This is a genomic window from Pandoraea norimbergensis, from assembly GCF_001465545.3.
GTDB classification, from domain to species: domain Bacteria; phylum Pseudomonadota; class Gammaproteobacteria; order Burkholderiales; family Burkholderiaceae; genus Pandoraea; species Pandoraea norimbergensis.
The window spans coordinates 3,198,946-3,223,905 of record NZ_CP013480.3; the positions used below are offsets into that span (position 1 = coordinate 3,198,946).

General features: G+C 62.4%; 25 protein-coding genes. 5 read left to right on the forward strand and 20 right to left on the reverse strand.

The window, feature by feature from the left end:
* Positions 1-373: 373 nt before the first annotated feature.
* From uraH to AT302_RS13890, 3 genes are all read left to right on the forward strand, one after another.
* The gene (gene uraH / locus AT302_RS13880; RefSeq protein ID WP_058378925.1) at positions 374-724 is read left to right on the forward strand and encodes a hydroxyisourate hydrolase; all 351 of its coding nucleotides are present in this window, start codon (positions 374-376) and stop codon (positions 722-724) included.
* A 48-nt stretch (positions 725-772) separates the two neighbouring features.
* Positions 773-1,978, forward strand: coding sequence for a urate hydroxylase PuuD (locus tag AT302_RS13885; RefSeq protein ID WP_058378926.1), 1,206 nt, complete (start codon positions 773-775; stop codon positions 1,976-1,978).
* A 535-nt stretch (positions 1,979-2,513) separates the two neighbouring features.
* The gene (locus tag AT302_RS13890; protein WP_237171926.1) at positions 2,514-3,914 is read left to right on the forward strand and encodes an MATE family efflux transporter; all 1,401 of its coding nucleotides are present in this window, start codon (positions 2,514-2,516) and stop codon (positions 3,912-3,914) included.
* Between the two features lie 98 nt (positions 3,915-4,012).
* Here AT302_RS13890 and AT302_RS13895 read toward each other — a convergent pair whose 3' ends face one another.
* The 16 genes from AT302_RS13895 to AT302_RS13970 all read right to left on the reverse strand — a co-directional run bounded on the left by AT302_RS13895 (position 4,013) and on the right by AT302_RS13970 (position 19,735).
* The gene (locus AT302_RS13895) at positions 4,013-4,858 is read right to left on the reverse strand and encodes a proteasome-type protease (RefSeq protein WP_058378927.1); all 846 of its coding nucleotides are present in this window, start codon (positions 4,856-4,858) and stop codon (positions 4,013-4,015) included.
* Between the two features lie 90 nt (positions 4,859-4,948).
* Entirely contained in the window at positions 4,949-5,749 is an 801-nt protein-coding gene (locus AT302_RS13900; protein ID WP_058378928.1) for a transglutaminase family protein, read from the reverse strand.
* A 4-nt stretch (positions 5,750-5,753) separates the two neighbouring features.
* Positions 5,754-6,746: an alpha-E domain-containing protein gene (locus AT302_RS13905; protein WP_058378929.1), complete on the reverse strand. Its 993-nt coding sequence runs from the start codon at positions 6,744-6,746 to the stop codon at positions 5,754-5,756.
* Between the two features lie 45 nt (positions 6,747-6,791).
* The gene (locus AT302_RS13910) at positions 6,792-8,216 is read right to left on the reverse strand and encodes a circularly permuted type 2 ATP-grasp protein (RefSeq protein ID WP_058378930.1); all 1,425 of its coding nucleotides are present in this window, start codon (positions 8,214-8,216) and stop codon (positions 6,792-6,794) included.
* Positions 8,217-8,600: 384 nt separating this feature from the next.
* Positions 8,601-9,134, reverse strand: a complete 534-nt coding sequence (locus AT302_RS13915) for an ureidoglycolate lyase (protein ID WP_058378931.1) — start codon at positions 9,132-9,134, stop codon at positions 8,601-8,603.
* An 80-nt stretch (positions 9,135-9,214) separates the two neighbouring features.
* Positions 9,215-10,234: an allantoicase gene (alc, locus tag AT302_RS13920; protein ID WP_058378932.1), complete on the reverse strand. Its 1,020-nt coding sequence runs from the start codon at positions 10,232-10,234 to the stop codon at positions 9,215-9,217.
* Between the two features lie 71 nt (positions 10,235-10,305).
* On the reverse strand, positions 10,306-10,839 hold the full coding sequence (uraD, locus tag AT302_RS13925) for a 2-oxo-4-hydroxy-4-carboxy-5-ureidoimidazoline decarboxylase (RefSeq protein ID WP_237171927.1): 534 nt from the start codon (positions 10,837-10,839) through the stop codon (positions 10,306-10,308).
* A 92-nt stretch (positions 10,840-10,931) separates the two neighbouring features.
* The gene (gene puuE, locus AT302_RS13930; protein WP_058378933.1) at positions 10,932-11,888 is read right to left on the reverse strand and encodes an allantoinase PuuE; all 957 of its coding nucleotides are present in this window, start codon (positions 11,886-11,888) and stop codon (positions 10,932-10,934) included.
* A gap of 325 nt (positions 11,889-12,213) precedes the next feature.
* Positions 12,214-13,146 carry a muramoyltetrapeptide carboxypeptidase gene (gene ldcA, locus AT302_RS13935; RefSeq protein ID WP_058378934.1) on the reverse strand — a complete coding sequence of 311 codons (933 nt, stop codon included), beginning with the start codon at positions 13,144-13,146 and terminating at the stop codon, positions 12,214-12,216.
* Between the two features lie 34 nt (positions 13,147-13,180).
* Positions 13,181-13,798: a tRNA adenosine(34) deaminase TadA gene (gene tadA / locus AT302_RS13940; RefSeq protein WP_084656229.1), complete on the reverse strand. Its 618-nt coding sequence runs from the start codon at positions 13,796-13,798 to the stop codon at positions 13,181-13,183.
* Positions 13,799-13,903: 105 nt separating this feature from the next.
* Positions 13,904-15,214, reverse strand: a complete 1,311-nt coding sequence (gene tcuC, locus AT302_RS13945; RefSeq protein ID WP_058378936.1) for an MFS transporter — start codon at positions 15,212-15,214, stop codon at positions 13,904-13,906.
* Between the two features lie 119 nt (positions 15,215-15,333).
* Positions 15,334-16,137, reverse strand: a complete 804-nt coding sequence (dkgB, locus tag AT302_RS13950; RefSeq protein ID WP_058378937.1) for a 2,5-didehydrogluconate reductase DkgB — start codon at positions 16,135-16,137, stop codon at positions 15,334-15,336.
* Positions 16,138-16,318: 181 nt separating this feature from the next.
* Positions 16,319-16,918, reverse strand: a complete 600-nt coding sequence (locus tag AT302_RS13955) for a GntR family transcriptional regulator (protein ID WP_237172190.1) — start codon at positions 16,916-16,918, stop codon at positions 16,319-16,321.
* A gap of 216 nt (positions 16,919-17,134) precedes the next feature.
* Positions 17,135-18,019, reverse strand: coding sequence for a ParB N-terminal domain-containing protein (locus tag AT302_RS13960; RefSeq protein WP_058378939.1), 885 nt, complete (start codon positions 18,017-18,019; stop codon positions 17,135-17,137).
* A gap of 143 nt (positions 18,020-18,162) precedes the next feature.
* Positions 18,163-18,777, reverse strand: a complete 615-nt coding sequence (locus AT302_RS13965) for an LON peptidase substrate-binding domain-containing protein (RefSeq protein WP_058380324.1) — start codon at positions 18,775-18,777, stop codon at positions 18,163-18,165.
* A 19-nt stretch (positions 18,778-18,796) separates the two neighbouring features.
* Complete coding sequence (locus AT302_RS13970; RefSeq protein WP_058378940.1) at positions 18,797-19,735, reverse strand: LysR family transcriptional regulator; 939 nt, start codon at positions 19,733-19,735, stop codon at positions 18,797-18,799.
* Positions 19,736-19,897: 162 nt separating this feature from the next.
* Between AT302_RS13970 and AT302_RS13975 the strand changes: the two genes are divergently transcribed.
* Positions 19,898-21,142: an MFS transporter gene (locus AT302_RS13975; protein WP_084656231.1), complete on the forward strand. Its 1,245-nt coding sequence runs from the start codon at positions 19,898-19,900 to the stop codon at positions 21,140-21,142.
* Positions 21,143-21,242: 100 nt separating this feature from the next.
* On the opposite strand, the gene AT302_RS13980 is transcribed toward AT302_RS13975, so the two are convergent.
* Positions 21,243-21,722 (reverse strand): VOC family protein, encoded by a 480-nt coding sequence (locus AT302_RS13980; RefSeq protein ID WP_058378941.1) that lies wholly within the window; start codon positions 21,720-21,722, stop codon positions 21,243-21,245.
* 191 nt (positions 21,723-21,913) lie between these two features.
* Between AT302_RS13980 and AT302_RS13985 the strand changes: the two genes are divergently transcribed.
* Positions 21,914-22,528: a GyrI-like domain-containing protein gene (locus AT302_RS13985; protein WP_058378942.1), complete on the forward strand. Its 615-nt coding sequence runs from the start codon at positions 21,914-21,916 to the stop codon at positions 22,526-22,528.
* On the opposite strand, the gene AT302_RS13990 is transcribed toward AT302_RS13985, so the two are convergent.
* From AT302_RS13990 to AT302_RS14000, 3 genes are all read right to left on the reverse strand, one after another.
* A complete protein-coding gene (locus AT302_RS13990) occupies positions 22,507-23,568 on the reverse strand; it encodes a threonine aldolase family protein (RefSeq protein WP_058378943.1) in 1,062 nt (353 codons plus the stop codon). The genes AT302_RS13985 and AT302_RS13990 overlap by 22 nt on opposite strands.
* 121 nt (positions 23,569-23,689) lie before the next feature.
* Complete coding sequence (locus tag AT302_RS13995) at positions 23,690-24,499, reverse strand: AraC family transcriptional regulator (RefSeq protein ID WP_058378944.1); 810 nt, start codon at positions 24,497-24,499, stop codon at positions 23,690-23,692.
* Between the two features lie 48 nt (positions 24,500-24,547).
* The gene (locus tag AT302_RS14000; protein ID WP_058380326.1) at positions 24,548-24,940 is read right to left on the reverse strand and encodes a hypothetical protein; all 393 of its coding nucleotides are present in this window, start codon (positions 24,938-24,940) and stop codon (positions 24,548-24,550) included.
* Positions 24,941-24,960: the final 20 nt, after the last annotated feature.

A 24,960-nucleotide genomic window follows, 5' to 3' on the forward strand; every position in this document is an offset into this window, starting at 1 on the left:
GACGCCTTTTGCGGCAAGACCACCGGGGGCTATAGTGTTTTTTTCATAGAACGTATGCATGAATGCTTATCTTGAGTTTCGGGTTTTCCCCAAGAATGCACGTAGCCATTGGGCTTTCCGGGCAAATCACCGGCGACCGGGTCACCGCATCATGCGGATACTGTTATAGACCGCATAACAGAACCCCATAGTGGTCCAAAAAATCCTCAATCCGGTGCATGCTGAGCGCGCTTGCCATCTTCAGGCAGTCACTTGATGCGCGTCATCTTTTTGTCTGGCGTGACATGGTATGTGCGCGTTTTTATCTTTGGTATTGCGCGCGTTGCCGGGTCGCCATCTCCCTACAATGCACCCATCCATCACAGGAGACACCATGGGACGACTGACTACCCACGTACTTGATACATCGCACGGCAAGCCTGGCGCGGGCATCCGTGTCGAGCTGTGGCGCGTGGACGGCGAGCGCCGCTCGCTGCGCGACGTGCAGACCAATAACGACGGCCGCTGCGACAAGCCACTACTCGAAGGCGAAGAATTCGTCGCCGGCGAATACGAGCTGGTTTTCCACGCAGGCGACTACTTTGCGGCACAAGGCGTGGATGTTCCGGCGCCGCGTTTCGTCGATCGCGTTGTCTTGCGCTTCGGCATTGCCGAGCCTTCGCAGCACTACCACGTGCCCCTTCTGGTGTCGCCGTGGAGCTTTTCCACGTATCGCGGTAGCTAAACCTAATAACCGCGGACGTGAATGTCAGGCAGTTGAGGAGAACATAAGATGGAAGCGTTTATTACCGACTGGGTCAATCTGCTGTTGCGCTGGCTGCACGTGGTGGCTGCCATCGCCTGGATTGGCGAGTCGTTCTATTTCGTGATGCTGGACAACGGTCTGAAGCCGCCCAAGGCGGCCGAAGACAAGCAGAAAGGCGTATTCGGCGAGATGTGGTCGGTGCACGGCGGCGGTTTCTACCACGCCCAGAAGTACCTGAACTCGCCGCCGCAGATGCCTTCGGACCTGCACTGGTCGAAGTGGAAGTCGTACACCACGTGGCTGTCGGGCTTTGCCCTGTTCTGCGTGCTGTATCTGCTGCAACCGCAGACGTACCTGATCGACAAGAACGTGATGGATCTGCAACCGGGTCAGGCCGTCGGCATTGCCGTGGCGTTCCTGATCGGCGGCTGGTTCGTCTATGACTTCCTGTGCCGTGCACTGGGCAAGAACGAGCGCGTGCTGGGTATTGGCGTGGCGCTGTTCGTAGTGGCCGCAACGTATGCCACGACGCACATCTTCGCGGGCCGTGCTGCGTTCCTGATCGTGGGCGCGATGATGGCGACGTCGATGTCGGCCAACGTGTTCTTCTGGATCATTCCGGGCCAACGCAAGAGCGTGGATGCGCTCACCAAGGGTGAAGTGCCGAACCCGATCTGGGGCAAGCTGGGCAAGCAACGCTCGGTGCACAACACGTACTTCACGCTGCCGGTCGTGTTCATCATGATCAGCAACCACTACGCGTTCACGTACAGCAACCCGTACAACTGGGTGATCCTCACGATCATCATGGCGGCCGGTGCGATGATTCGTCAGTTCTTCGTGCTGCGTCATTCGGGCAAGAATCTGTACGCGCTGCCGGTTGCCGGTGCTGCGCTGCTCGCCGGGATTGCCGTGTTCGCTGCCCCGCGCCCCACCCCGGCCCCGGCCGCCGGTGCGCACGGTGAAGCCGCCGCCCCTGCCGTGAAGCTCTCGGAGATTCAACCGATCCTCACGCAGCGTTGCGCCACCTGCCACTCGGCCAAGCCGACCATGATGGGCAGCGCACCGGCAGGTGTGATGCTCGACACGCCGGCCGAGATCTCGCAGAACGCACAGCGCATTTATCAACAAAGCGTGGCGCTCAAGTCAATGCCGCTGGGTAATGTGACCCAGATGACGGACGAAGAACGCCAGAAGATTGCCGCTTGGTTCAACGGCGGCGCACAACAATAACGGCTACGACCGTCTTTCTTGCTGGACCCATGTTGGGGCGCTTAGGCGCCCCTTTTTTTATGGACGCGCATGACGGCACGGCTTCCGAGTCATTTCCCGCGACGTTATAAAAATCAAACACTTGGGAACTTTGTTACGCTGGCGCGGGTCTGTTCTACGCGCCCGGCAGTCCGGGTGCGACGTTCAGAAGGTAACCAATACGGGGAATCTCTCCGCAACCTTCCAACGACGTCAGATGACCGGCGCGATGCCTTTACTGGCAGGCGCGTCACGCTCAAACATCATGAATTTCCTTCTGTTTTCCGATTCACGGCAAGGCGTTGTCTGGGTGCATTTGCATCAGGCCATGTTTCCGCCGTCCCCCCTGCCGACCCGATAACGCTATCTCGCGTTAACTCGGGCGGAGCGGGTGCGCCATCGCTTGCGCGCGCCCGGCAATACTCTCCGGCAACACTCTCCATCTCGCAGTACCTGATGTGCAAGCCACGGTGAGCCGCGTCCCGACACGACGCGGCGATATGTCATCGAGGGGATCATGTCCAACATGTCTCATTCCATTTCCCATCAAGCCACGCAGGGCGTGAGGACGCCGGCGTTCAAACAACTTTTCAAGCAGTTCACTGCACTCGCGATTCCGACCATCTTGTCCGGATGGGTCTACACGATCTACACACTGATCGACGGGATCTTCATCGGCCGTTACGTCGGCCAACAGGCACTCGCAGCGCTAAACCTCGTGGTGCCGCTGCTGTATGTGCCCTACGCCTTCAGCGTCATGGTCGGCGTGGGCGGTGCCACGCTCATCGCCCGTTTGCTGGGCGAAGGCCGCGAGGCCGACGCCCGCCGTGCGTTCTCGCAGGTGCTCTGGGCGATGCTCGCCTTCGGCATCGTGATGAGCGCTGCCGTCTTGCTGTTCCGTCATGAGATCGCCGCGGCTCTTGGTGCAGAAGGTGCCATCGCCGCCGACGTGGTGGCCTATCTGTCCGGCTGGGGCTGGTTCGTGCTGTTCGCGAACGGCCTGTACGCGATGGAACTCTTCCTGCGTGTGGAAGGCGCACCGGCCGCCCGTTTCGGCCTGTATGCGATGTTTCTCGGCGCACTGGCCAACGTGGCGCTCGACTACTGGTTTATCGCCGTCAAGGGCATGGGCATGTACGGCGCGTCGCTGGCGACAGGTCTGTCGATGATGGTGTCGAGCAGCGTGATGCTGGCGTACCACTTCGTGTTCGCGAAGCAAGTCGTACCGGCGCGTCGTGCGTTCGGTGCAGGCGAGTCGTATGTGGGCCGCGTGATGTACAACGGCGCGTCGGAGTTTCTCGGCGCCATCGCCCCGGCGATCACGGTGTTTGCGTTCAACCGCGTGATTCTGGCCAACTTCGGTGAGTCCGGTCTGGCCGCGTATGCGATTCTCGAATACATGACGCTGGGCGCGACGGTCACGATGGTGGCGCTGGTGCAGAGCATGCAGCCGATGATCAGCTACTATCGCGGCGCGCGCGATATGGCGGCCCTGGAGGGGTCGTTCAAGCTCGGCGTAATCGCGGTGATGGGCTTTTCGGTGCTGGTGGCGATCGCCATGGCGACGCTCTCGCGCCCGCTCACGTTCCTGTTCCTGCCGGAAGGCGGCAATGCGTGGTCGATTCTGGAGCACGCGGTGCTGTGGTACGCGCTGGCGTTTCTGCCGGCAGCCGGCAACCTGATCGTCGCGGGCTTTCTGACGGCGATCGAGGCCCCCGGCCCGTCGGCGGCGATTGCTACGCTGCGTAGCTGGGTGTTGCTGCTGGGCTTGCTGTGGCTCCTGAACGTCTGGTTCGGCGGTGCGGCCATCTGGTACACGCTGCTGATCACCGAAATTCTGACGTTGGGCGTGAGCGCGTGGCTGTACTGGCGCACGGTCAATGGCGGTGCAATGCTCGCCCCGCAGATGCAGGCTTGATGCCGAATCGGTAGTACCCGTCGGCAAGACAAATAAGAACGGCGTGACTTGAGTCACGCCGTTTTTTTATGCCGCGCTGGTTATCTGATGGTCTGCGTTCAGGACGGCATCTTGAGCTTGAAGGTCTGCGCAAGCGACTGCACGGTGCCCGGTTCGGTCGCACCCGGCACACCATCAGGCGGCACGGCCAGCGGCGGCAGCCCGGTCGGGGTATCCGGCACGGTGGCAGCCCACTGCGGTTCGGGCAGTTCGTCGAACACCTGACGCAGGCGCTCGCCCCACGTGTCGTGAATCATCTTGTAGTACACATTCTCGTCGTTGAGCGACGCGAAGCGCGTCACGCGCAGCGAATTCTCTTCATACACGAGCAGATCGAGCGGCAGCCCCACCGACACGTTGGAGCGCAGCGTGGAATCCATCGAGATCAGCGCGCACTTGGCACCGTCGTCGAGCGACGTGGCGGGTGTGACGAGCCGGTCGATGATCGGCTTGCCGTACTTCGATTCGCCGATCTGGAAATACGGGTTCACGGACGACGCTTCGATGAAGTTGCCCGCCGAATACAGTTGAAACAGGCGGCTCGGCGCCCCGGCGATCTGGCCGCCCAGCAGGAAGCTGCAATTGAAATCGACGCCGAAGGCTTCGAGCGCTTTGGCATCGCGTTCGTACACGTCGCGAATGGCCTGCCCCACGACGCGCGCTACGTCGGTCATGGTTTTGGCATTCCAGAGGGTATTGGCGTCGCGCGCTTCGACGAGGTGCTGGCGCACGGCCTGTGTGACGGCGAGGTTGCCCGCCGAGAGCAGCACGAGCACGCGCTCGCCCGGGCGCTCGAACACCAGCATTTTGCGGAAGGTGCTCACGTGATCGACACCCGCGTTGGTGCGGGTATCGGAGAGAAAGACCAGCCCGGCATCGAGCTTCATGGCCACGCAATACGTCATGTCGTTCCTGTCTTGCAAAGCAGGGGCACCGTCCAATTCGGTGCCCCTGCGAGTGAATCTTGTGAGGGTACTGCCAGTGACTGAAATTAACTACTGGTCGAGCGGTGCCGCATCGACTTTCACCGACACATGCAGCGCTTCGGTCGCCCCGCCGCTGCGCATGCCGCGCACCGGTGCGGCGGACTCGTAGTCGCGCCCCACGGCCAGCCGGCAATAGTTGCCGCTGGCGAAGCACGCGTGCGTGACGTCGATGCTAACCCATCCGGCCCCGTCGACCCACACGTCGACCCATGCATGGCTTGCCGCATGGGGCACGTCGCCCGGATCGATGTAGCCGCTGACGTAACGCGCAGGCACGCCGCGCGCCCGGCAGATGGCGAGCATCAGATGTGCATGATCCTGACACACGCCCCGCCCCAGCGCCAACGCTTGCGCGGCGGTACTGGTCACGGCGGTGATGCCCGACTCGTATTCGACGTTGTTGCAGATGATTCCCGCCAGTGCCAGCAGCGCATCGGGCGTGGTGAGCCCGGTGTCTGCGGCCATGGCGTCGATGGCCTCGCTACGGGCGGTCAGCGGCGTCGGGCTGGCGAAGGATAACACCGGTACGGTGTGGGCCGTCTCGCCCAGCCGGCCGTCGACCAGTGGGGTGGTTTCGATTTCGCCTTCGGCGAGCAGGTGGATTTCGCTATGCGGCTGGTGCAGCACGAGGGTGTGCATGTCGTTGCCGTAGGCGTCGCGCGCGGCGGTGAGCTTGCCGGGCGCGTTGAGCCGCCAGTGCACGACGCGCTGCACTTCCGACGACGGCGGCGTGAGCCGCAGTTGCTGGATGGTGTAACGCACCGGTGTGTCGTAGCGGTAGGTTGTCTCGTGACGAATAGTCAGGCGCATGGCATCAGGCCGCGAGCGGGATCAGGAACGTCTGGCTGATCTTGTTGCCGAGCACGGACACGCGCTCGAGAAACTCGGTCAGGACCGGGTGCAAGCCTTGCTGCTGGATCTGCTGGATGTCGGTGTATTTGAGTTCGGCGTGGAGTTTGCCCGCATACCGTTCGACGTCGCCGGACTGCGCGTTGGACAAGGTGGCGAGGTTTTCGCACACGCCCGTAAGTGAGGCGAGCAACGAGCGCGGCATATGGGCGTTGAGCATGAGCAATTCGACGACGCGCTCGGGGGTAATCACGTCGCGATAGACCTTCCGGTAAATTTCGAAACCGGACACGCTGCGCAGCACGGCCGACCAGTAGTAGAAGTCGGTCGGATGCGAAGCATCGGGGCCCGCTCGGTCGGTGCGCACGGCCTCGTGAAAGCGCACGTCGAGGATACGGGCGGTGTTGTCGGCGCGCTCCAGAAAGAGGCCGAGCCGGGTGAAGTAAAACGCATCGTCCTGAAACAGCGTGCCGAAGCTGACGCCGCGCGATAGGTGCGAGCGCACTTTGACCCATTCGAAGAGGTGCGCGGGGTCATGTTCGAGCAGGTCGATCATGCGGGGGAATTCGAGCCACGTACTGTTGACGGTTTCCCACAGTTCGGTGGTGAGTGTGCCGCGCACGGCCCGGGCGTTTTCGCGGGCGGCTGCGAGGCAGCACGCGATGCTCGACGGGTTGTCGCGATCGCGTACGACGAAGTCGAGCACGTTGGCACGCGTGGCGCGGCTGTGTTTGCGATTGAACGCGGGTTCGAGCTCGGAAATTCGCAACGTGGCGCGCCAGCCGGCTTCGTCGTTGAGACCGGCGAGCGAGATGGGAGCGTTGTCGTCTTCGTCGTCGATGACGTCTTGCGGGAGCAACAGGTTCTGCAAGTTGACGTCGAGCAGACGCGCGGTGTTTTCGGCCCGCTCCATGTAGCGGGCCATCCAGAACAGGTGGTCGGCGGTACGGCTGAGCATGATCTCTTCCCGAGTTTGATGACGTAGTTCTGGCAGTCGATTCGCTTACTTCTCAAGGACCCAGGTGTCTTTGGTGCCCCCGCCCTGCGATGAGTTGACGACGAGCGAGCCCTCGGTCAACGCCACGCGCGTGAGGCCGCCCGGCACCATGGTGATGTTCTTGCCGGACGACAGCACGAACGGCCGCAGATCGATGTGTCTCGGAGCGATACCGGCTTCGACGAAGGTCGGGCAAGCGGACAGCGCCAGCGTGGGCTGCGCGATGTAGCCGTCGGGCTTGGCAAGCAACCGTTGCCGGAAGGCTTCGATCTCCGCCTTGGTGGACGCGGGCCCGACGAGCATGCCGTAGCCGCCGGCGCCGTGCACTTCCTTGACGACAAGCTCGCCAAGGTTATCGAGGGTGTACGCAAGATCGTCGGCGCGCCGGCACTGGTAGGTCGGCACGTTGTTCAAAATCGGCTTCTCACCGAGATAGAACTCGATCATGTCGGGCACGAACGGGTAGATGGACTTGTCGTCGGCGACGCCGGTGCCAATGGCGTTGGCGAGCGTGACGCGGCCTGCACGATAGACGCTCAGCAAACCCGGCACGCCCAGCGTGGAGTCGGCACGGAACGCCAGCGGGTCGAGAAAATCATCGTCGATGCGACGGTAAATGACGTCGACGCGCTTGGGACCGTTGGTGGTGCGCATGTAGACAAGATTGTCTTCGACGAACAAGTCCTGCCCTTCGACCAACTCGATGCCCATCTGCTGGGCCAGAAACGCATGCTCGAAGTACGCGGAGTTGTAAATACCCGGGGTCATGACGACGACGGTCGGGTCGTCAACGCCCATCGGGGCGACGGCGCGCAAGTTGTCGAGCAACATGTCGGGGTAATGCTCGACCGGTGCGATGCGGTTCCGGGCGAACAACTCCGGGAACAGACGCATCATCATCTTTCGGTTTTCGAGCATGTAGGACACGCCGGATGGTACGCGCAGGTTGTCCTCAAGCACGTAGAACACACCGTCGTCGCCGGTTCCCGCTCTGACGACATCGACGCCCGCGATGTGCGCATAGACGTTGCCGGGCACGTCGACACCCTGCATCTCGGGCCGATACTGCGCATTCATCAACACCTGCTCAGCCGGGATAACGCCCGCGCGCAAGATGTCCTGATCGTGATAAACGTCGTGAATGAACCGGTTCAGCGCGTCGACCCGCTGACGCAATCCGGTCTGCAAGGTCTGCCACTCATGCGCTGGAATGATTCTCGGGATGAGGTCGAAGGGAATGAGCCGCTCGGTACCCGCCTCGTTGCCATAGACGGCAAAGGTGATCCCCACCCGTCGGAACGCGAGATCAGCCTCGGTCCGCTTATGGTGCAAGACGTCGTCAGACTGACACTTGAGCCAATCGTCAAATCGACGGTAGTGCGAGCGAGTCGTGCCAGTAATGCTCGCCATCTCGTTATAGCTCTCGACCATACGCTTCTCCGCAGATTGCTGTGTCGAGATCGAGCAATATCCATGCCCGAGCTTTTTTGATCACTTCCGGCACGATTTCGGTGCGGTTTCCTCCACTACGCACCATGCCGGTGATTTTGAGTATAGGTCGGCGCTTTCATTGGCACAGGATTACGGCTTTTTGACCTCCCGCCCGGTAAACCTCCCGCCCGGCCAGAGTGGGGCCCCTTCCCGCTGCTCAGACAGTGTTCAACTCGCCTCGGGAAGGGGCCCCACTCTGTCCCCCTCCACCTTGCCGGTCCCTCCGGCGACACCGCCCCCTCCGCTCCCTGTTTCCTCTTCCCGCCAAACAAAAACGCCAGACATCGTCTGGCGTTCTTGTTTGATCCCTTGCAAGGCTGTCTGTTATGCAGCTTTCTGCTCGGCCCGCACTTTGTCCAACTCAGCCTGTGTCAGCCAATACGATCCCGGCAAATCCTGCTCATCACAGTTGTGCCCCTCACCACCCCGGTCCACCACGATGAAGTCACTCACCTCATGCAGCGCCAACAACGGGTGATGCCACACACCACGTGCGTAATTCACGCCCTGCCAGCCATCCGAGACGAACGCCCGCATCTGGCTCACGTCCAACTCGCCCGCCGGTGCTACCACCACCAAATACGGCAAGGTCTTCAATGGAATGAACGCCTGACTGCCCAACGGGTGACGCTCCAACATCTTCACCTCGTACGGCAACGTGCGCGGCTGACCTCGAAACACATTCACCAACGTGCGGCCACCCTCCGGCCCCAAATCCACCGTCGCCAAATCGTGATACCGCTCAGTCGTCCCGCCATTGATCGCGAAATGCTTCGCCCCCGCCAACTCGATCACGTCGCCAAACGCCGCAAACGACTCACGCGTCAACCGCTCTATCTTCAATGCCGGACCCGCCATATCACGCTCTCCTTCTTGTTTTATCCACTCGCACACTCGCCGCCCGACTCTGCGGGCGGCAGTTGCACTCTGTCTTTTGCTTACTGCTTTCCGCCCAACCGGCCCCACAGGCGCAGGCGCGACACGCCCCCGTCCGGGATGATGTTGAACCGGATATGCGTGATCGCACCCAGCTTCTGAATCTGCTCTTCAAAGAAGAACTGCTTGTCCATCGCCAACTTCTGCTCGGGCAACAACACGGGCCAGAACATGGACTGCGTAATCAACGACTGCTCGGTACCACCCGTGACGTACGCGCCCTGAATGGAGCAGCGGTCAGGGAAGTTGCCCTTGAAGTGCGCCGTATCGACTTCGATCTTGCCGATCTCGCCCGGCTGCGCCAGCGCAATGATCGCCCAGTCGTTACCCGGCTCACGACGGCGGCGCGTCTCCCAACCATCACCCATGTTCACGCCACGGCCCGGCATCAACAGGTTCGACGCCAAGCCGAAGTGCTGGTTGTTGGCCGCGACGACGTAGCCGCCGTTTTCCATGGCAATCAGGTCGATCAACTCGTCGCGCGAACGATTGTTCCAGTCGCTCTGCGGCAAGCCATACAGGCGCAGGCGCGCGAGACCACCGTCCGGATACAGGTTCACGCGCACGTGCGTGGCCGGGCGCTGGCTGGTGATGTCGTGATAGTGATGCGAGTTGCCTTGCAGCGTGGTCGAGGCGAGCAGTTCGAACCACTCGGCGTTCTCTGCCGGGGCGCCGTCGGGGCTGTAGCAGCCTTCCAATGACGCGGCCGGCGGGAAGTTGCCGGTGAAGTGGCTGGTGTCGAGATCGACGCCGAACAACACGCCCGGACGCGCCAGCTTGACGATGCACCAGTCGTAACCGTTGACGCGCTTGCGACGCGTCTCCCAACCGTCCATCCACTTGCCGTTGTCGTCGTACTTGCCGGGGATGAACACGGCAGGGTCGGGGTTGAGCATGCGCTCTTTGGCCGCGAAGAATTCGTCGCTGGCGACCAGTGCCTGAGCACCCAGACGCGGATCAGCCAGATTGACGTAACGGCGCACAAATTCCGGTGCGTTCGGGTCTTGCGGGGCGAGGGCCATGCCAACTCCTTAATGCGCTTTAGTGTCTGAAACGATATTGCGTGTAGTGCTTAAACCTGCTGGCGGGTGGCTCAGTCGCTCACCAGATCCTGCAAGCGGAAACCGGCAATGCGGAAGATCTGACGCAGGCACTCTTCGATTTCGTCAGCACGGCTGTTTTCCAGTCGCGTCGCGAAGTTCTCGATGATGCTGCTGCGCGTATGTCCACGCACCGCCAGGATGTACGGGAAACCGAATTTGGCCTTGTACGCGTCGTTCAACTGCGTCAGCTGCGCAAACTCTTCGGCGCTGCATTGGTCGAGACCGGCACCGGCCTGCTCACGCGTCGATTCGGCCGTCAATTCGCCACGCACTGCCGCCTTCCCCGCCAATTCCGGGTGGGCACGGATGAGGTCGAGTTGCGGGCCTTCACCGGCGTCGATGACGGCCTGACACATCGCATCGTGCAAAGCAGCGACGGTGGCGAACGGACGATCTTCCCAAGCAGCTTCGGCCACCCACGGGGAATGTTCGAAAATGCCGTCGAGTGCGGCGATGAATTCTGCGCGCGGCAGCGCCGACAACGCGGCAACGGTACGTTGGGTCATAGGCAACGGGGCGTTCATTTACTGCTCTCCTGGAGAACAAGGGTGGCGCCCCGCCGCGCTCCCTCGCGCAGCCCGATGACGCCTGTCGGTTTCTAGATTAGGTGATGAACTCAAGCGGCCACGAACGGGTGGCGCGCCTGCCAGTGGCGTGCCACGTCGATCCGACGGCACACCCACACCCGGTCATGCTTCTCGATGTGATCGAGGAATCGCTGCAACGCCGCAAAGCGCCCCGGACGACCCAGCAACCGGCAGTGCATGCCGATGGACAACATCTTCGGTGCTTCGTCGCCCTCGGCGTACAAGACGTCGAACGCATCGCGCAGGTAATGGAAGAAGTGGTCGGCGGTGTTGAAACCCTGCGGCGCGGCAAAGCGCATGTCGTTGGTGTCGAGGGTGTACGGCACCACCAGATGCGGCTTCACTTCGCCACTGCTGGTTTCCACCTGCGTCCAGAACGGCAGGTCGTCGCCGTAATTGTCGGAGTCGTAGACGAAGCCGCCCTGCTCGACCACGAGACGTCGCGTGTTGGGACTGTCGCGCCCGGTGTACCAGCCCAGCGGCGCACTGCCAGTCATTTCCTTGAAGATGTCGATGGCGATGCGCATGTGCTCGCGCTCGGTCGCCTCGTCCATGCTCTGATAGTGAATCCAGCGCCAGCCGTGACACGCAATCTCGTGCCCCAGCTCCTGAAACGCGGCCGTCACTTCCGGGTGACGCTGCATGGCCATGGCCACACCGAAGACGGTCAGCGGCAAACCACGGCGCTCGAATTCACGCAGAATTCGCCACACACCCGCACGCGAACCGTATTCGTAAATGGACTCCATGCTCATGTGACGGGCTTCGTACGCGGCCGCACCAATGATCTCGGAGAGGAACTGCTCGGACGCACGGTCACCGTGCAGCACGCAGTTCTCACCACCTTCTTCGTAGTTCAGAACGAACTGGACGGCGACGCGCGCACGGCCCGGCCAATCGGCAAACGGCACGTGGCGGCCATAGCCGATCAGGTCGCGGGGATAATCCTTGGAACTTGCGGTGTTGCTGGCTGGGCTGCTGGCCATGATGTCTTGGCATCCTTGTGACGGCGAAACGATCGAAGCAGTGTAGCCAAATCCACTCCGGCAAAACATAGCCGTACACAGATATTCAAGCTGTGCCGTGACATATAGTCGCCCCTCGCCTCCCCCGCGCGTAGGCGCTCAGACCAGCCCATCCGGCCCACTGGCGGCTCTGAAGACCCGACTCGTTCTCCCGCCAACTGACAGCGATTTCCCCTGCAAATTCCCCAAAGCGCCCCGGATCTGCACAAAACCAAAAAACAACGCCGGGCGCGAAATTCGGCCCGGCGTGCTTGTTGAAACGATGCGGCAGCAGTGATTTACGGCGTCAAACTGCCTTATAGGGATATCCCGTAAGCGTGAGCGTGACGCGCTCTCCCGCCGTCTGCAACCTCGCCTGACCGCCCACGGGCAAGGTCAGTTTGTCGGGGCAATGACCAAACGGCAACCCCGTGACGATAGGAATACCGATGACTTTGCGCATGCTCGCAATCATGGTGTCCATGTCGTAGCCGTTGTCGTACTCGCTCAGCCGGTATTCGGAGAAGTCGCCCAGCACGAGCGCACGCTGCCGCCCGAGAATGCCGGTCTGATGCAGTTGATACAACATGCGCTCAACCCGGTACGGCGGCTCGTTCACGTCTTCGACAAACAGCACGCCGCCGTCGATCTGCGGCAGATAAGGGGTGCCGATCAGGCTGCACACCATTGCGAGATTGCCGCCCCACAACGTGCCCGCGACATCGATGTCCTTGCTGCCACCGTCACCGGTCCACTCGGCCACATGCTCGGGCGCGCTCAGAATCGACTGGAAATGCGAAAGCGTGAAGTCGCTCAGGGTCTCGGCCCCGAAGTCGGCGGTCAGCATCGGCCCGGAGAAAGTCGTCAGATGCGAACGCGCCAGCAAGGCGAGTTGCAACGCAGTGAAGTCGCTATGGCCGACGATGGCCGCCGGCGTGCCGGACAGGCGTCGATGCAGTCCCTCGTAATCGAGCTGGTCGAGCAGATGCACGGCGCCGTATCCGCCGCGCACGGCCAGAATGACGTCGGGCACCGGATGGTCACGCCCGGCAAGACGATTGATTTCGGCAATGCGTTCGGCATCGGTGCCCGCAAAACGCAGGTACTGGCGCTCAAGGGCTTCGCGGTTGTCGACGGTGTAGCCAAGGCGCTCAAGCGTCTCGATGCCGCGCGCGGCGACTTCAAGACTGGCCGGATAGCCGGAAGGCGCAATCAGTTCAAGCAGCTTCGTCTGGGTCAATTGGGTTGTCCCGGGTAGGCGTTGGGGGAGTGTTTCAGGGGGTGTCCGAAGCTTTGCCGGCATCGCTGGCGTCCGTGGCACCAGCCGCCGCTGCCAGCCGTCGTGCCCGCGCGGCAGCACGCCGTTCGCTGAAGAAGCGTTGCAGGATGCCGACGCACTCGTCGCGGCGAACACCGCCGACGACTTCGGCATGGTGATTGAGCCGCGGTTCCGCAAACAGGTCGACGACGCTGCCGCAAGCGCCGGTCTTGGGGTCTGCCGCGCCGTACACGACACGCTTGATGCGCGCATGCATGATCGCGCCCGCACACATCACGCAAGGCTCCAGCGTCACATACAACTCGCAATCGGGCAGCCGGTAGTTGCCCAGTGTCTGAGCCGCCGCACGCAAGGCCTGCATCTCGGCGTGAGCCGACGGGTCATGGCCACCCACCGGGCAGTTGTGCCCGACGGCAACGACCTGCCCATCGCACACGACCACGGCACCCACCGGCACTTCGCCCTGCAACATGGCGGCGCGCGCCTGTTCAAGCGCGAGCCCCATATAGGTCGCGTCTGCGGTCGCTTCGGGAGTGCCGTGGAAGGCAGGATCGGAGGTGTCGCCCGGCGGAACGTCGGGATGGTCGTCGGGGGCGGGTAAATCTCGATTCATGTAACGCTGACGGAAAGCCGCCGCGCAACGCCCCACCCTTCGGCAAGACGCCACGCAGCGCAATGGGCCGCTTTGGCAATGCGATATTCTCGCACGGCCGCGCCGTCAGGCCATCGCTGCCGTGGCCGCGCCGCGTTTTCGATACAGCACGAGGGTGGCGATCAAACCGCACACGGCCGCGAAGGTCATCCACCAACCGGGCGCCGCCTTGTTGCCGGTCAGCCCGATGAGCCCGGTTGCCACGGCAGGCGTGAAGCCGCCAAACAACGCCGTCGCGAGACTGTAGGCCAGCGAGAAGCCCGCCGTGCGCACGTCGACGGGCATGATCTCGGTCAGCGCGACAACCATGGCCCCGTTATAGCTGGCGTACAGGAACGAGAGCCACAGCTCGACGATGAGCATCTTGCTGAAGGTCGGCTGCACGACCAGCCACGCCATCGCCGGATACGCGGTGAGAATGGTCAGCACGGTGAATACGATCAGCAACGGCCGACGCCCGATCCGGTCGGACAACGACCCCATGATCGGCAGCCAGATGAAGTTGGACACGCCCACACAGAAGGTGACGACCAACGCATCGGTGGTCGAGAGTTTCAGCACGGATTTGCCGAAGGTCGGCGTGTAGACGGTGATGAGATAGAACGACACGGTGGTCATGGCCACCAGCATCGTGCCCGCCACCACCAGGCCCCAGTTTTCCAACATGGAGCGAAAGATTTCGCGGGTGCTCGGACGGTGTTTGCGCGCGAGAAACGCTTCGGTTTCCTGCAACGACCGCCGGATGTAGAAGAGCACCGGCACGATCATGCAACCGATGAAGAACGGAATACGCCAGCCCCAGTCGGCCACCTGCCCCGGCGTCAGCCACTTGTTGAGCAAGTACCCCAGCAACGCGGCCACGATGATCGCGACCTGCTGGCTTGCGGACTGCCAGCTCACGTAGAAGCCCTTGTGCCCCGGCGTCGCCATCTCGGAGAGATACACGGACACGCCACCCAGTTCGACGCCCGCCGAAAAACCCTGCAACAACCGGCCGACGAGCACGAGCAGCGGCGCAGCATAGCCAATGGTGGCGAAGCCCGGCACGAAGGCGATGAGGATGGTCCCCATGGCCATCACGGACAAGGTGACGATCAGCCCGCGCCGCCGCCCGATCCGGTCGACGTACGCGCCCAAGATGATGGCGCCCAACGGCCGCATCAGGAAGCCCGCGCCAAACGTCATGAAGGTGAGCATCAGCGACGCGAATTCGTCGCCCGACGGGAAGAACGTCGCGGAGATGTAGGTGGCGTAAAAGCCGAACAGGAAGAAGTCGAACATCTCCATGAAATTGCCACTGGTGACGCGAATCACCGTGGCAAATTTCGAGGGAGGCGTTTGGGACACGGAAGCGGAATCAGCAGGACTGGCAGCCATGATGCGTGCACCTCACCGGGGACGATGTCACTCAAGATAGCACTTGGCGCGACACTTGACATCATGGCTTTCACTTCCACCGGCGCGACCGTATTACAGGTCGTTGGCCGCCGTCTTGCTTAGTCCCAAGCGGGAGCCAGCGAAGCCGGGTTGGCCTGACGGTCGTTGCGGTCGAGCGTCGCGATTTGCTGCATGTCGTCGTCGCTCAGACGCAGGTCACGGGCCTTCATATTGCTGGCCAGATTCTCGCGCTTGGTCGACGACGGAATGACGGCATAACCCTGCTGCATCGCCCACGCCAACGCCACCTGCGCGGTCGTCGCGCCATGCGCCTGCGCAATCTTCACCAGCACCGGGTCGTTCAGCACTTTGCCGTAGGCCAAGGTCATGTACGACGTCACGGGCACGCCTTGCGAGCGGGCGAATTCGGCCAACTTGCGGTTTTGCAGATACGGGCTCAGTTCGATCTGGTTGGTCGCCAGTTGGTCCGGCCCGGCAATGGCGATCGCCTGCTGCAACAAGGCGATGGTGAAGTTGGACACACCAATTGCACGGGTCAGCCCCTGCGCGCGGGCTTCCAGCAGCGCACCGAGATACTCGTCCATCGACACGGCATTGGCGGGCGACGGCCAGTGAATCAGCGTGAGGTCCACCCGGTCGGTGCCCAGCTTCGACAGGCTGTCTTTGAGACTCGGAATCAGCTTGTCGTGGGCGAAGTTGTCGACCCAGATTTTGGTAGTGAGGTAAAGCTCGTCACGCTTGACGCCCGAAGCGGCCAGCGCACGGCCGATATCGGCTTCGTTCTCGTAAATCTGCGCGGTGTCGATGGCGCGGTAGCCCAGATCGAGCGCGTTGGTGACGGTGTCGAATACGGTTTGGCCCTTGAGGCGGAATGTCCCCAGACCGAATGCGGGAAGCGTCATGAATGCCATCTCCTGTCAAAACGTCGCGCCGAAAAAATCAACAACGGTTGAATGGCACGACAAAGAACGACAGTGTGGCCCAATCGCCCGATCACAAAAAGTCCCCGCAGCCGCACAAGATTCGTGACGTAGATTCACAAATCAGCGCAACTCAGGATGTGGCGTTCGGGAATCGAAAGACTCAGACGGCGGCGTAATTGAGGAATCCGCCATCCTCGCGCGCCATCGCCTTGATTTCATTGCGCGTGGCAAGGATGTGCGCTTCGAGTAACGACACGACCGCCCCCACGTCGCGACGACGGCACGCAGCGAGGATTTTGTAGTGGTCTTGTTGCGGTTTCTCTTTGCCGGTGGCCTGCGACATCGCGAGATGCGAGTGACGCTCGGTGTTGAGGCAGTACTCTTCGATGAGCATGCGCAAACGCCGGTTGTTGGCCGGCGCACACAGCGCCAGATGGAAACGCCGGTTGAACTCGGCCCATTCCGACACGACTTCCGAGGCGGCGTACTCGATGAGAATCTGCTCCATCACCTGAAAGTCGCGCTCGGCCATGTTGGGCACGGCCAGCTTGGCGGCGTGGCATTCGAGCGCCACGCGAATGTCGAGCAACTCGCACAACTGCTCGAGATTCATGCTCGCCACCGTCGCGCCACGGTTGAGATGGTGCGTGACCAGCCCCTCCGCTTCCAATTGGCGCAACGCTTCGCGCACGGGCACCCGGCTCGCGTGGAATCGTTCGGCCAATGCCTCTTGCCGCAATTGATAACCACCCGGGAGCACGCCACTCAAGATCTCGTCTCGTAGCGTGTCGCGAATAGCCTGATGAAGTGCTTGGGGTCCGGGGGGGCGCATGGCGCGATTAGAGCACATTTCCTACGGTTTTTGCGATTCTGGATCCAATTCCACGTTATTGGATCCAATATACGAAATAATATTTTTATCGATATATTTCACGCATCGACGCTGACGAATCGATGCGTGGGGTGCCGGCCAGCATTACTTCCCTGCGCGTGCTTCCGCAAGGGCAATCGTCAGGTGGGCCACCTTCTTCTTGAGGGCATCGCGCTCGGTGGTCATGGCCTTGAGCTCGTTCCCCAGACGCGTCAGCTCGTCCGGATACTGCGACGGATCGATGCTGGTGTCCCACGGCGGTGTGCCGTCGTCTTCCATCTCGTTCTCGTCTTCGCCCTTCTTCTTGCGCGGCTTGATCGGGCGCGCTTCGCGCACCTGACGGGCCAACTCGCGCAGTTCCTGCTTGCCCGCCACCACGGCAGCCACCTGCGCCGCCTGAGGCAGCGTCGAGACTGCCGCCGCCGCATTGATCGACACTTCGCCGCGCTTCACGGCGTCGACCAGTTCCGGTGCTGCTGCGTTATGGATCTGCTCGATCTGTCCCAGCGTATTGCTCGACAGTTTGGCCGCGCGTGCCAGCGCCGCACGCGTGAGCGCCATCGTGTGTGCCGGAATCCCCGAAGCGGCAGCGGCGGCATCCTGTGGCGTCTCGCCAGACGCCGGTGACGCGGCCGGGGCCTCGTCCGCCGTCGCCAGCACGGCCGTGCGGGCTTCGATAATCGTCTTCTTGCGCAGGGCCAGCACACCGCGCTGGTAGTCCGACACGCTGCGGCGGCCCAGATGGTTGTCGATCATCCACAGACGCACATCGTCCATCGACTGGAACGACGGGTTTTGCGTCGTGCGGAATTCGATATCGTGCTTGCAGCAGATTTCGTAGCGGTTGTGGCCGTCGACCAGCACGTCGCCCCACAGGACGAGCGCGTCGCGGCACCCTTCGGCAAGCAGGCTCTGTTCGAGCGCCGCGTACTCGTCTGCCGTGAGCGGATCGATGTACGCCTTGAGTTCTTGGTTGATCTGGACTGTCATGGATTTTTCGTTACGGTCGCGCCGCGCGGAACATCGCCCCGGCGGGATTCCCGGGACGACGCGGCGACGTGAGAGGAGAACTTTGCAGGCGGCATTATCGCCGATCAGCGGGGATGGCGACGCAAGAGAATGCCGCGATGGCGTCAGGACAACACGCCGTGATCGGTCAGAAACGCCTGAATACGGGCCAGACGGGCGACCGGATCGTCGATGCCGAGCAGCGTTTCTTTCTCATGCGCCGGCAGCGGCAGCAGCTCCGCCCAGCGATCGGCTACCCAGCCGCATTCGTCCAGCCGGTAAGGCGGGGCAAGCGGCAACTTGGCCGCGCGGGCCGGGTCGCGCTGCAAGCCGGAGATCAGCTTGCCGAGCGTATCGGCGCTCACTTGCAGGGTGTCGGGAATGGCCGTAGGCGCATCGTCGGGCAGCATCTCGGCCTCGCCCATCCACAGGCCGTATTTGGCCAGTTCGACGGACGAGAGGCGAAACTTTGTCGTCCCCCGGCAGACCAGTTCGAGCAGCGCGGGCATCGGCGCGCGCCAGTCGTCGATGCGCGCCATGGTGCCGATCATCGCCGGCTCTTCCTGCGAATCGGGCAAGCGCACTTCACTGCCCTGTCGCAACACGACGACACCGAACTCGGTCCCCTCGCTCAGGCAGCGCTTGATCATGTCGAGATAGCGCACCTCGAAGATGCGCAAATGCAGCACCCCTGCGGGAAACAGGGCGTTGCCGAGCGGGAAAAGGGGGATATTTGCCATGCCGTATGATGACATGAAGTCAAACTTGGCACCGGTCGACATTCGGCCAGCGTGCGGTCTCCTGTGCGAAGCGTTCGATCAGAAAATCGAGCAGCGCGCGCACCCTCGGCACCATGTAGCGCGTGCGATGCCGCACGGCATACACGCCCGGTTCCTTCGCAATGTAATCCGTTAGCAGAATCTTCAACCGCCCTGCCCGCACATCGTCCGCCGCGTCCCATAACGTCTTTCGCACGATGCCCCGACCGTCCAGTGCCCAGCGCCTCGCCAGCGTGCCGTCGTTCGTCTCCCATGCCTGCGCCATCGGCACCGTGAACTGCCACGTGGCCTCGTGCTTGCGGAAGTGGAATTCGTTCAGCGGACCGGACGACGTCACCAGCACGATGAACTGATGCGCGGCCAGCGCCTCGGGCGTCTGTGGCTCGCCATGCTTGGCCAGATACTCGGGCGACGCGCAGAGCACGCGACACATCGGTGCGAGACGCCGGGCCACCAGCGCACCATCGTCGGGTTCGCTAAAACGGATGGCGAGATCGACATCGTCCTGCACGAGATGCGAGATCGAATCGGTCAGCGTCATCGACAAACGCACATCGGGATAGCGTGCCGTGAACGCGTCCAGCCACGGCGTGAGCGTGTGCAGTCCGAAGTCCGTCGACGCGGATAGCCGGATCTTGCCGCGAATGGCAGCACAGCCCGCTTGCAGCGCCGCCTCGCCGTCGTCGATGGCCTGCAACGCCACCAAACAATGTTCGAGATACATGCGCCCCTCGTCCGTCAGGCGCAACTGACGCGTGGTGCGCACGAACAGCCGCGTCTGCAACGACGCCTCGAGCTTCATCAGCCGCGCGCTGGCCGCCGCCGGAGAGAGCCCCAGCTTGCGACCGGCCGCCGACAGACTCCCGAGCGTCGCCGCTGTCGTGAACAGGCGCATATCGCCCAGCTTGTCAGTGGCCATCTGCCCGCATCCCCCGCTTTTGATTGACGCGATCTAATCGATCCATTTGCCTGCCAGATTTGAAAGTTATTCAATTATTTGACGAATTATCAAATGTAACTCGCATCGGCAGACTTCGTCATGTTGCCCCTTCAAGGGGCGTTTCTATGCCGATGAATGACCATGTCCTCCCCCTCCTCCGCGACCAGTAGCGGCCCTGCCGCCTCCGCCTGCCCCGCCGATGTCCCCATCATCCCGAGCCATGCCGCCGACGCCACACCGTGGGCGTCGATGGTGGCGCTGATGCTGGCCACGTTCGTTGCCGCCGCCAACGAAACCGTACCCGCCGGCTTATTGCCGCAACTGGCCGAGGGCTTCCACGTCTCCGAGGCGTGGGCCGGTCAATGGGTGACGCTCTGCGCCTTGGGCGCCGGACTCGGTGCCGTGCCGCTCACGACACTGCTCCAGCGCTGGCCGCGCCGGCGGGTGCTGACCACGGCGCTGCTCGGCTTTTTCGCCTGCAATCTGGTCACGGCGGTGTCGACGCACTTCGCACTCTCGTTGGCCGCGCGATTTGTCGTTGGAATGGCCACCGGGCTGGCGTGGAGCGAAATCGCCACCTATGCGCGCCGTCTCGTGCCGCCGTCGCGTCAGGGCCGGGCGCTGGCGATCGCCATGCTGGGCGTGCCGTTAGCGTTAGCGCTCGGCGTGCCGATGGCCACGTGGCTCGGGCACCTGATCGGCTGGCGCTGGGTGTTCGGAGGCTTGTCGGCTTTCGCGCTGATTCTGGTCGGCTGGGTGCAACTGATCGTGCCCGACGTGCAAGCCGAGTCGGTCGGCGAGCGTGCCCGCATCGGTGACGTGCTGCGCCTGCCCGGCGTGCGGCCGGTGTTGGCCGTGGTGATGCTGTGGGTCATTGCGCACTACACGCTCTACACCTACATCGCGCCATTTTTGGCGTCGGTCGGCCGGGAAGACCGTCTGGCGACCATGCTCTCGACGTTTGGCATTTGCACGCTCATCGGCCTGTGGGGCGTGGGCATGTGGGTGGATCGCTGGTTGCGCCGGCTGGTGCTGGTGGCGCTGGGGACATTTGCGCTGGTGATCGTCGCGTTCAGCGGATGGGGCGAGTCGTGGCCGGTGCTGTGCCTAGGCGCGGTGTTCTGGGGCTTGAGCTTCAGCGGCGCCCCGACGTTGCTGCAAACCGCACTGGGCGACGCTGCGGGGGAACACGAACACGTGGCGCAGTCGATGCTCGTGACCGTGTTCAATCTGTCGTTCGCGGTCAGCGGCGTGCTCGGCGGTGCTGTGCTCGAAACGCTCGAGGCAGCAGCCATGCCGTGGGTGTTGCTCGGACTGGTGCTGGCGGCGTGGCTGGTCGCCTTCGCCGCACGACGGCACGGCTTTGCGCAACGGCGCCGTCATTAAGCGCTCTCGTAAAGCCGTCACTCATCAGGCGAACCGCCGAGGCGCCCCCAACGATTCGGGCGCTTCGGTGACGCTTGTGCGTGCCGATCGAGCCGCTGCGTTAGTCCGCAGCGGCGACCGCACGGTCCAGCGTGGCGATATCGATCTTCTGCATCTGCATCATGGCTTCCATGGCGCGCCGTCCTGCGACGGGATCGCTGCCGCCGATGAGATCGAGCAGGCGCTGCGGTGTGATTTGCCACGAAAAGCCCCAACGGTCCTTGCACCAGCCGCAATCCATGGCTGCCCCGCCGTTGCCGATAATGGCGTTCCAGTAACGATCAGTCTCTTCCTGATCGCCGGTCACCACCATGAAGCTCACGGCTTCATTCGGTTTGAAATTCGGTCCACCGTTCAGCCCGACGAAACGGCGGCCGACCACGGTGAATTCGACGGTCAATTCCGGGCCCACGCCGATGCCCGGGATGGGCGAAACGTTTTTGGCGTCGACATGACTATCGGGAAACGTTGCCGCATAGAATTCAGCGGCCTCGCGGGCCTGACCCTGATCGAACCAAAGCATGGTGACGAGTTGTGTCATCGCTATCTCCTATTCAAGTGACACTGCGCGCCCATGATAGTCCCGTCGATATCGCCGGTCTTTCGCAATCCCAAACGTGAGGTGCAACGGTCCCGGCGAATGCGCCAAGGTTGACCCTCGCACGGTGTTGCGTTAATAACGCCAGTGAAGTGGGTTCACTCGATAGTCGCTAGCCAAGCTTGCCGCCAACGATGGAAAAATTCGACGTCAAGAAATCGCTTAGATCGCTTTACACCGGCCCGGTCGGCGACTTCGCCCTCGTGGACGTGCCGCCGCAGACCTATTTCATGATCGACGGACAGGGCGACCCCAATACGGCGCAGGCCTACCGCGAGGCGGTCGAGGCACTTTACGCGACGTCTTACACGCTGAAGTTCATGTGTAAGGCGATGGATGAAGACTACGTCGTGCCCCCGCTGGAAGGGCTTTGGTGGTCTGACGACATGGGCGATTTCGCGGCCCGCAGAAAAGACCGCTGGTCGTGGACGCTGATGATTTTGATACCGGACTTCGTTGCCGCAGCGCTCACCGAGCGTGCCATTGCCGCAGCACACGCGAAGAAAACCATCCCCGCACTCGCCCGCCTTCGGTACGAAGTCCTGACGGAAGGCCGATGTGTCCAGACCCTCCACATCGGCCCGTACGACGCCGAAGGACCGATTCTCGCGCGCCTGCACAACGAATTTCTCCCGTCGAATGGGCTCGTCGAAACCGGCAGGCATCACGAGATTTACCTCAGTGATCCTCGCAAAGTCGCCCCTGAGAAATGCAAGACGATTCTGCGTCAGCCGGTGGCGCCCGCTTGAGCGCTCAATTCGGCAAGCCGTGTCACGAACGCATCGACTTGCCGGACATCGGTCGCCCACGATGTCACCAACCTGACCAGTGAACGGCTGGCATCGGCGCGCTCCCAGACGTAGAAGTCAAAGTCGCGCTTCATCGCTTCGATGACGGTGTCGGGCAGTATCGCAAACACCAGATTCGTGGCCGTCTCCGAAGCCAGTTGATGCCCGTTGGCGACGATGCCTGCCGCTAGTCTCGCGGCCATGGCATTGGCGTGGCGTGCGTTCTGGAAGAACAGATCGTTGTCGCCGAACAGCGCCTGAAACTGAATTCCCAGCAAGCGCCCCTTGGCAAGCATCGCGCCGCGCTGCTTGAGGTGGAACGCGAAGTCCACCGTCAGTTCGGGATGGCAAACGACAATGGCCTCGCCGATCAGTGCGCCCGCCTTGGTGCCGCCGATCCAGAAAAGATCCGCCAGCGACGCGATATCGGCCAACGTCGCGTCGTTCTGGTCCGAGGCCAGCGCCGCGCCCAATCGCGCACCGTCGACGAACAACAAGAGCCCGCGTTGCCGGGCCAGTGTGGATATCGCGCGCAGCTCCGCCAGCGTGTAGACCGTTCCCGTCTCCGTGGCATTCGAGAGATAGATGAGCCGTGGCTTCGCCATGTGCGGAAAATGCGCGTTGCTGGCCAGCGCCGCTTCGATGCTCTGCGGCGTGAGTTTCCCGTCAACGGGCGGCACGACGATCAACTTGTGGCCGGTCGCCTCGATGGCCCCCGCCTCACGCGTCACTATATGCCCGGAGGTCGCCGCGATCACGGCTTCGTGTGGCCGAAGACAAGCGGAAATCGACACGATATTGGCAAGCGTTCCGCTGGCGACATAGTGAATCGCGCCATGGAAGCCATCGCCCAGACGCGCCCTAATGCGCGCCGTCGCGTCGGCACAAAAGTCGTCGTCGCCGTACGGGCTCTGTTGTTCGAGGTTGGACGCCGTGAGCGCACTGAGGATGTCGGGGTGCGCACCCTCGCTGTAATCGTCGAGAAAGCTGAAAGTCGTCATGCCGGGCTTCTGCCTTGGAGGAGGAACGCCCGGACGAGGGTCCGGCCGGGCACTGGACAGAAGACTACCGGCAGTTACCCGAATCGCCTTGTAAAAAATTGATCGGGGCGTCTCTTGGGCATCAGAACCGCGCGGGCGTCACCCCGTACGCCTGTCGAAACGCGCGCGTGAAATGGCTTTGATCGAAGAACCCGACGGCGTGCGCGACATCCGTCATAGGCATCTCGCGATTCGCATGCATCAGCGCCACGGCCTTTTCGAGCCGCATTCGCAGCAGCCACGCGTGCGGTGTCATGCCGATGGTGTGCTTGAACAACTTGAGAAACCGGAACCGGTCGAGGCCAACCAGACCCGACAAGTCCTCCAGCACGATCTTCTCCGCGACATGGGCCTCCACATAATCGCGCACGCGCTGCAATTGTTGCGACGACAGCGCCCCCGCGACCGCCAGCGGTGCCGGCCGCCGCATGCGGGCAAACAGCGATTCAAGCAGCGAAAGCACCTGCGTTTCGCTACGCATGATGTCGCCGCAGGGCTGGCGCAAGGCCGCATGGATGCCCAGCAGTTGTTCGGCAAGGCTCGCGTCCTGAAGCAGGACGGCGGCCTGCGACGGGAAATAGTGCTTGCCCGTGATTTCTTCACCGAGACCGTCGAGTAAGGCAGGTGACAGCCGAAACGTCTGGAGCGTGTACGAGGCTTCGGCGCCTGCCGTGCCGTCATGAACTTCGCCCGGCGGCATGAGCTGGATCGTGCCTCGGGTCAGCACCAACGACTCACCCCGCATGGTTTGCCGTTGCACGCCGCTGGCGATCAGCGCGATATGACAGTCGAGATGGTAGTGAGGCGCAAAACGGAACTCGGCGAAACGCGCCGTGCCCAGCGTCAGGCCCGGAATGTCGCTCGAATGACTGTAATGCACCTCTTCTGACACCACCCACCTCCTGCCCGCAGCCGGTCGTCCGCCATGCGCAAGCCTGCATTACGTCAGGCGGCGGACCAGCGCGAGGGCCTCCTCTCGCGTCGCGACGGCTTCATGAGCGATGCCGAATGCCTTGACCGCCGTCTCGCCCATCGCCTTGACCATGGCGCGCTGGGCGTCGTCGGGCTCGATGCTCACGAGCGCTTTGCACACTTCGGCCAGCGCCGCCTTGTTGTGCTTGAGCCAGACGGCGCGCTGCTTGCGGTCTTCATGTGATTCATCCGCCTTCAACTGATCGTAGACCACCACGAATGGCTCGCCGTTGTTCACGAGTGCGACCATTTCCGCCTCCCATTGACGGGCATAGCCGGGCTCGGCGGCCTGCTGATTGAAGAGGACAAACGGCAACTCGCGTATGTCGTGGATCGAAAACATCTGTGGATCGAGTGGCATGGTCAGTAACTCCTGTTGCG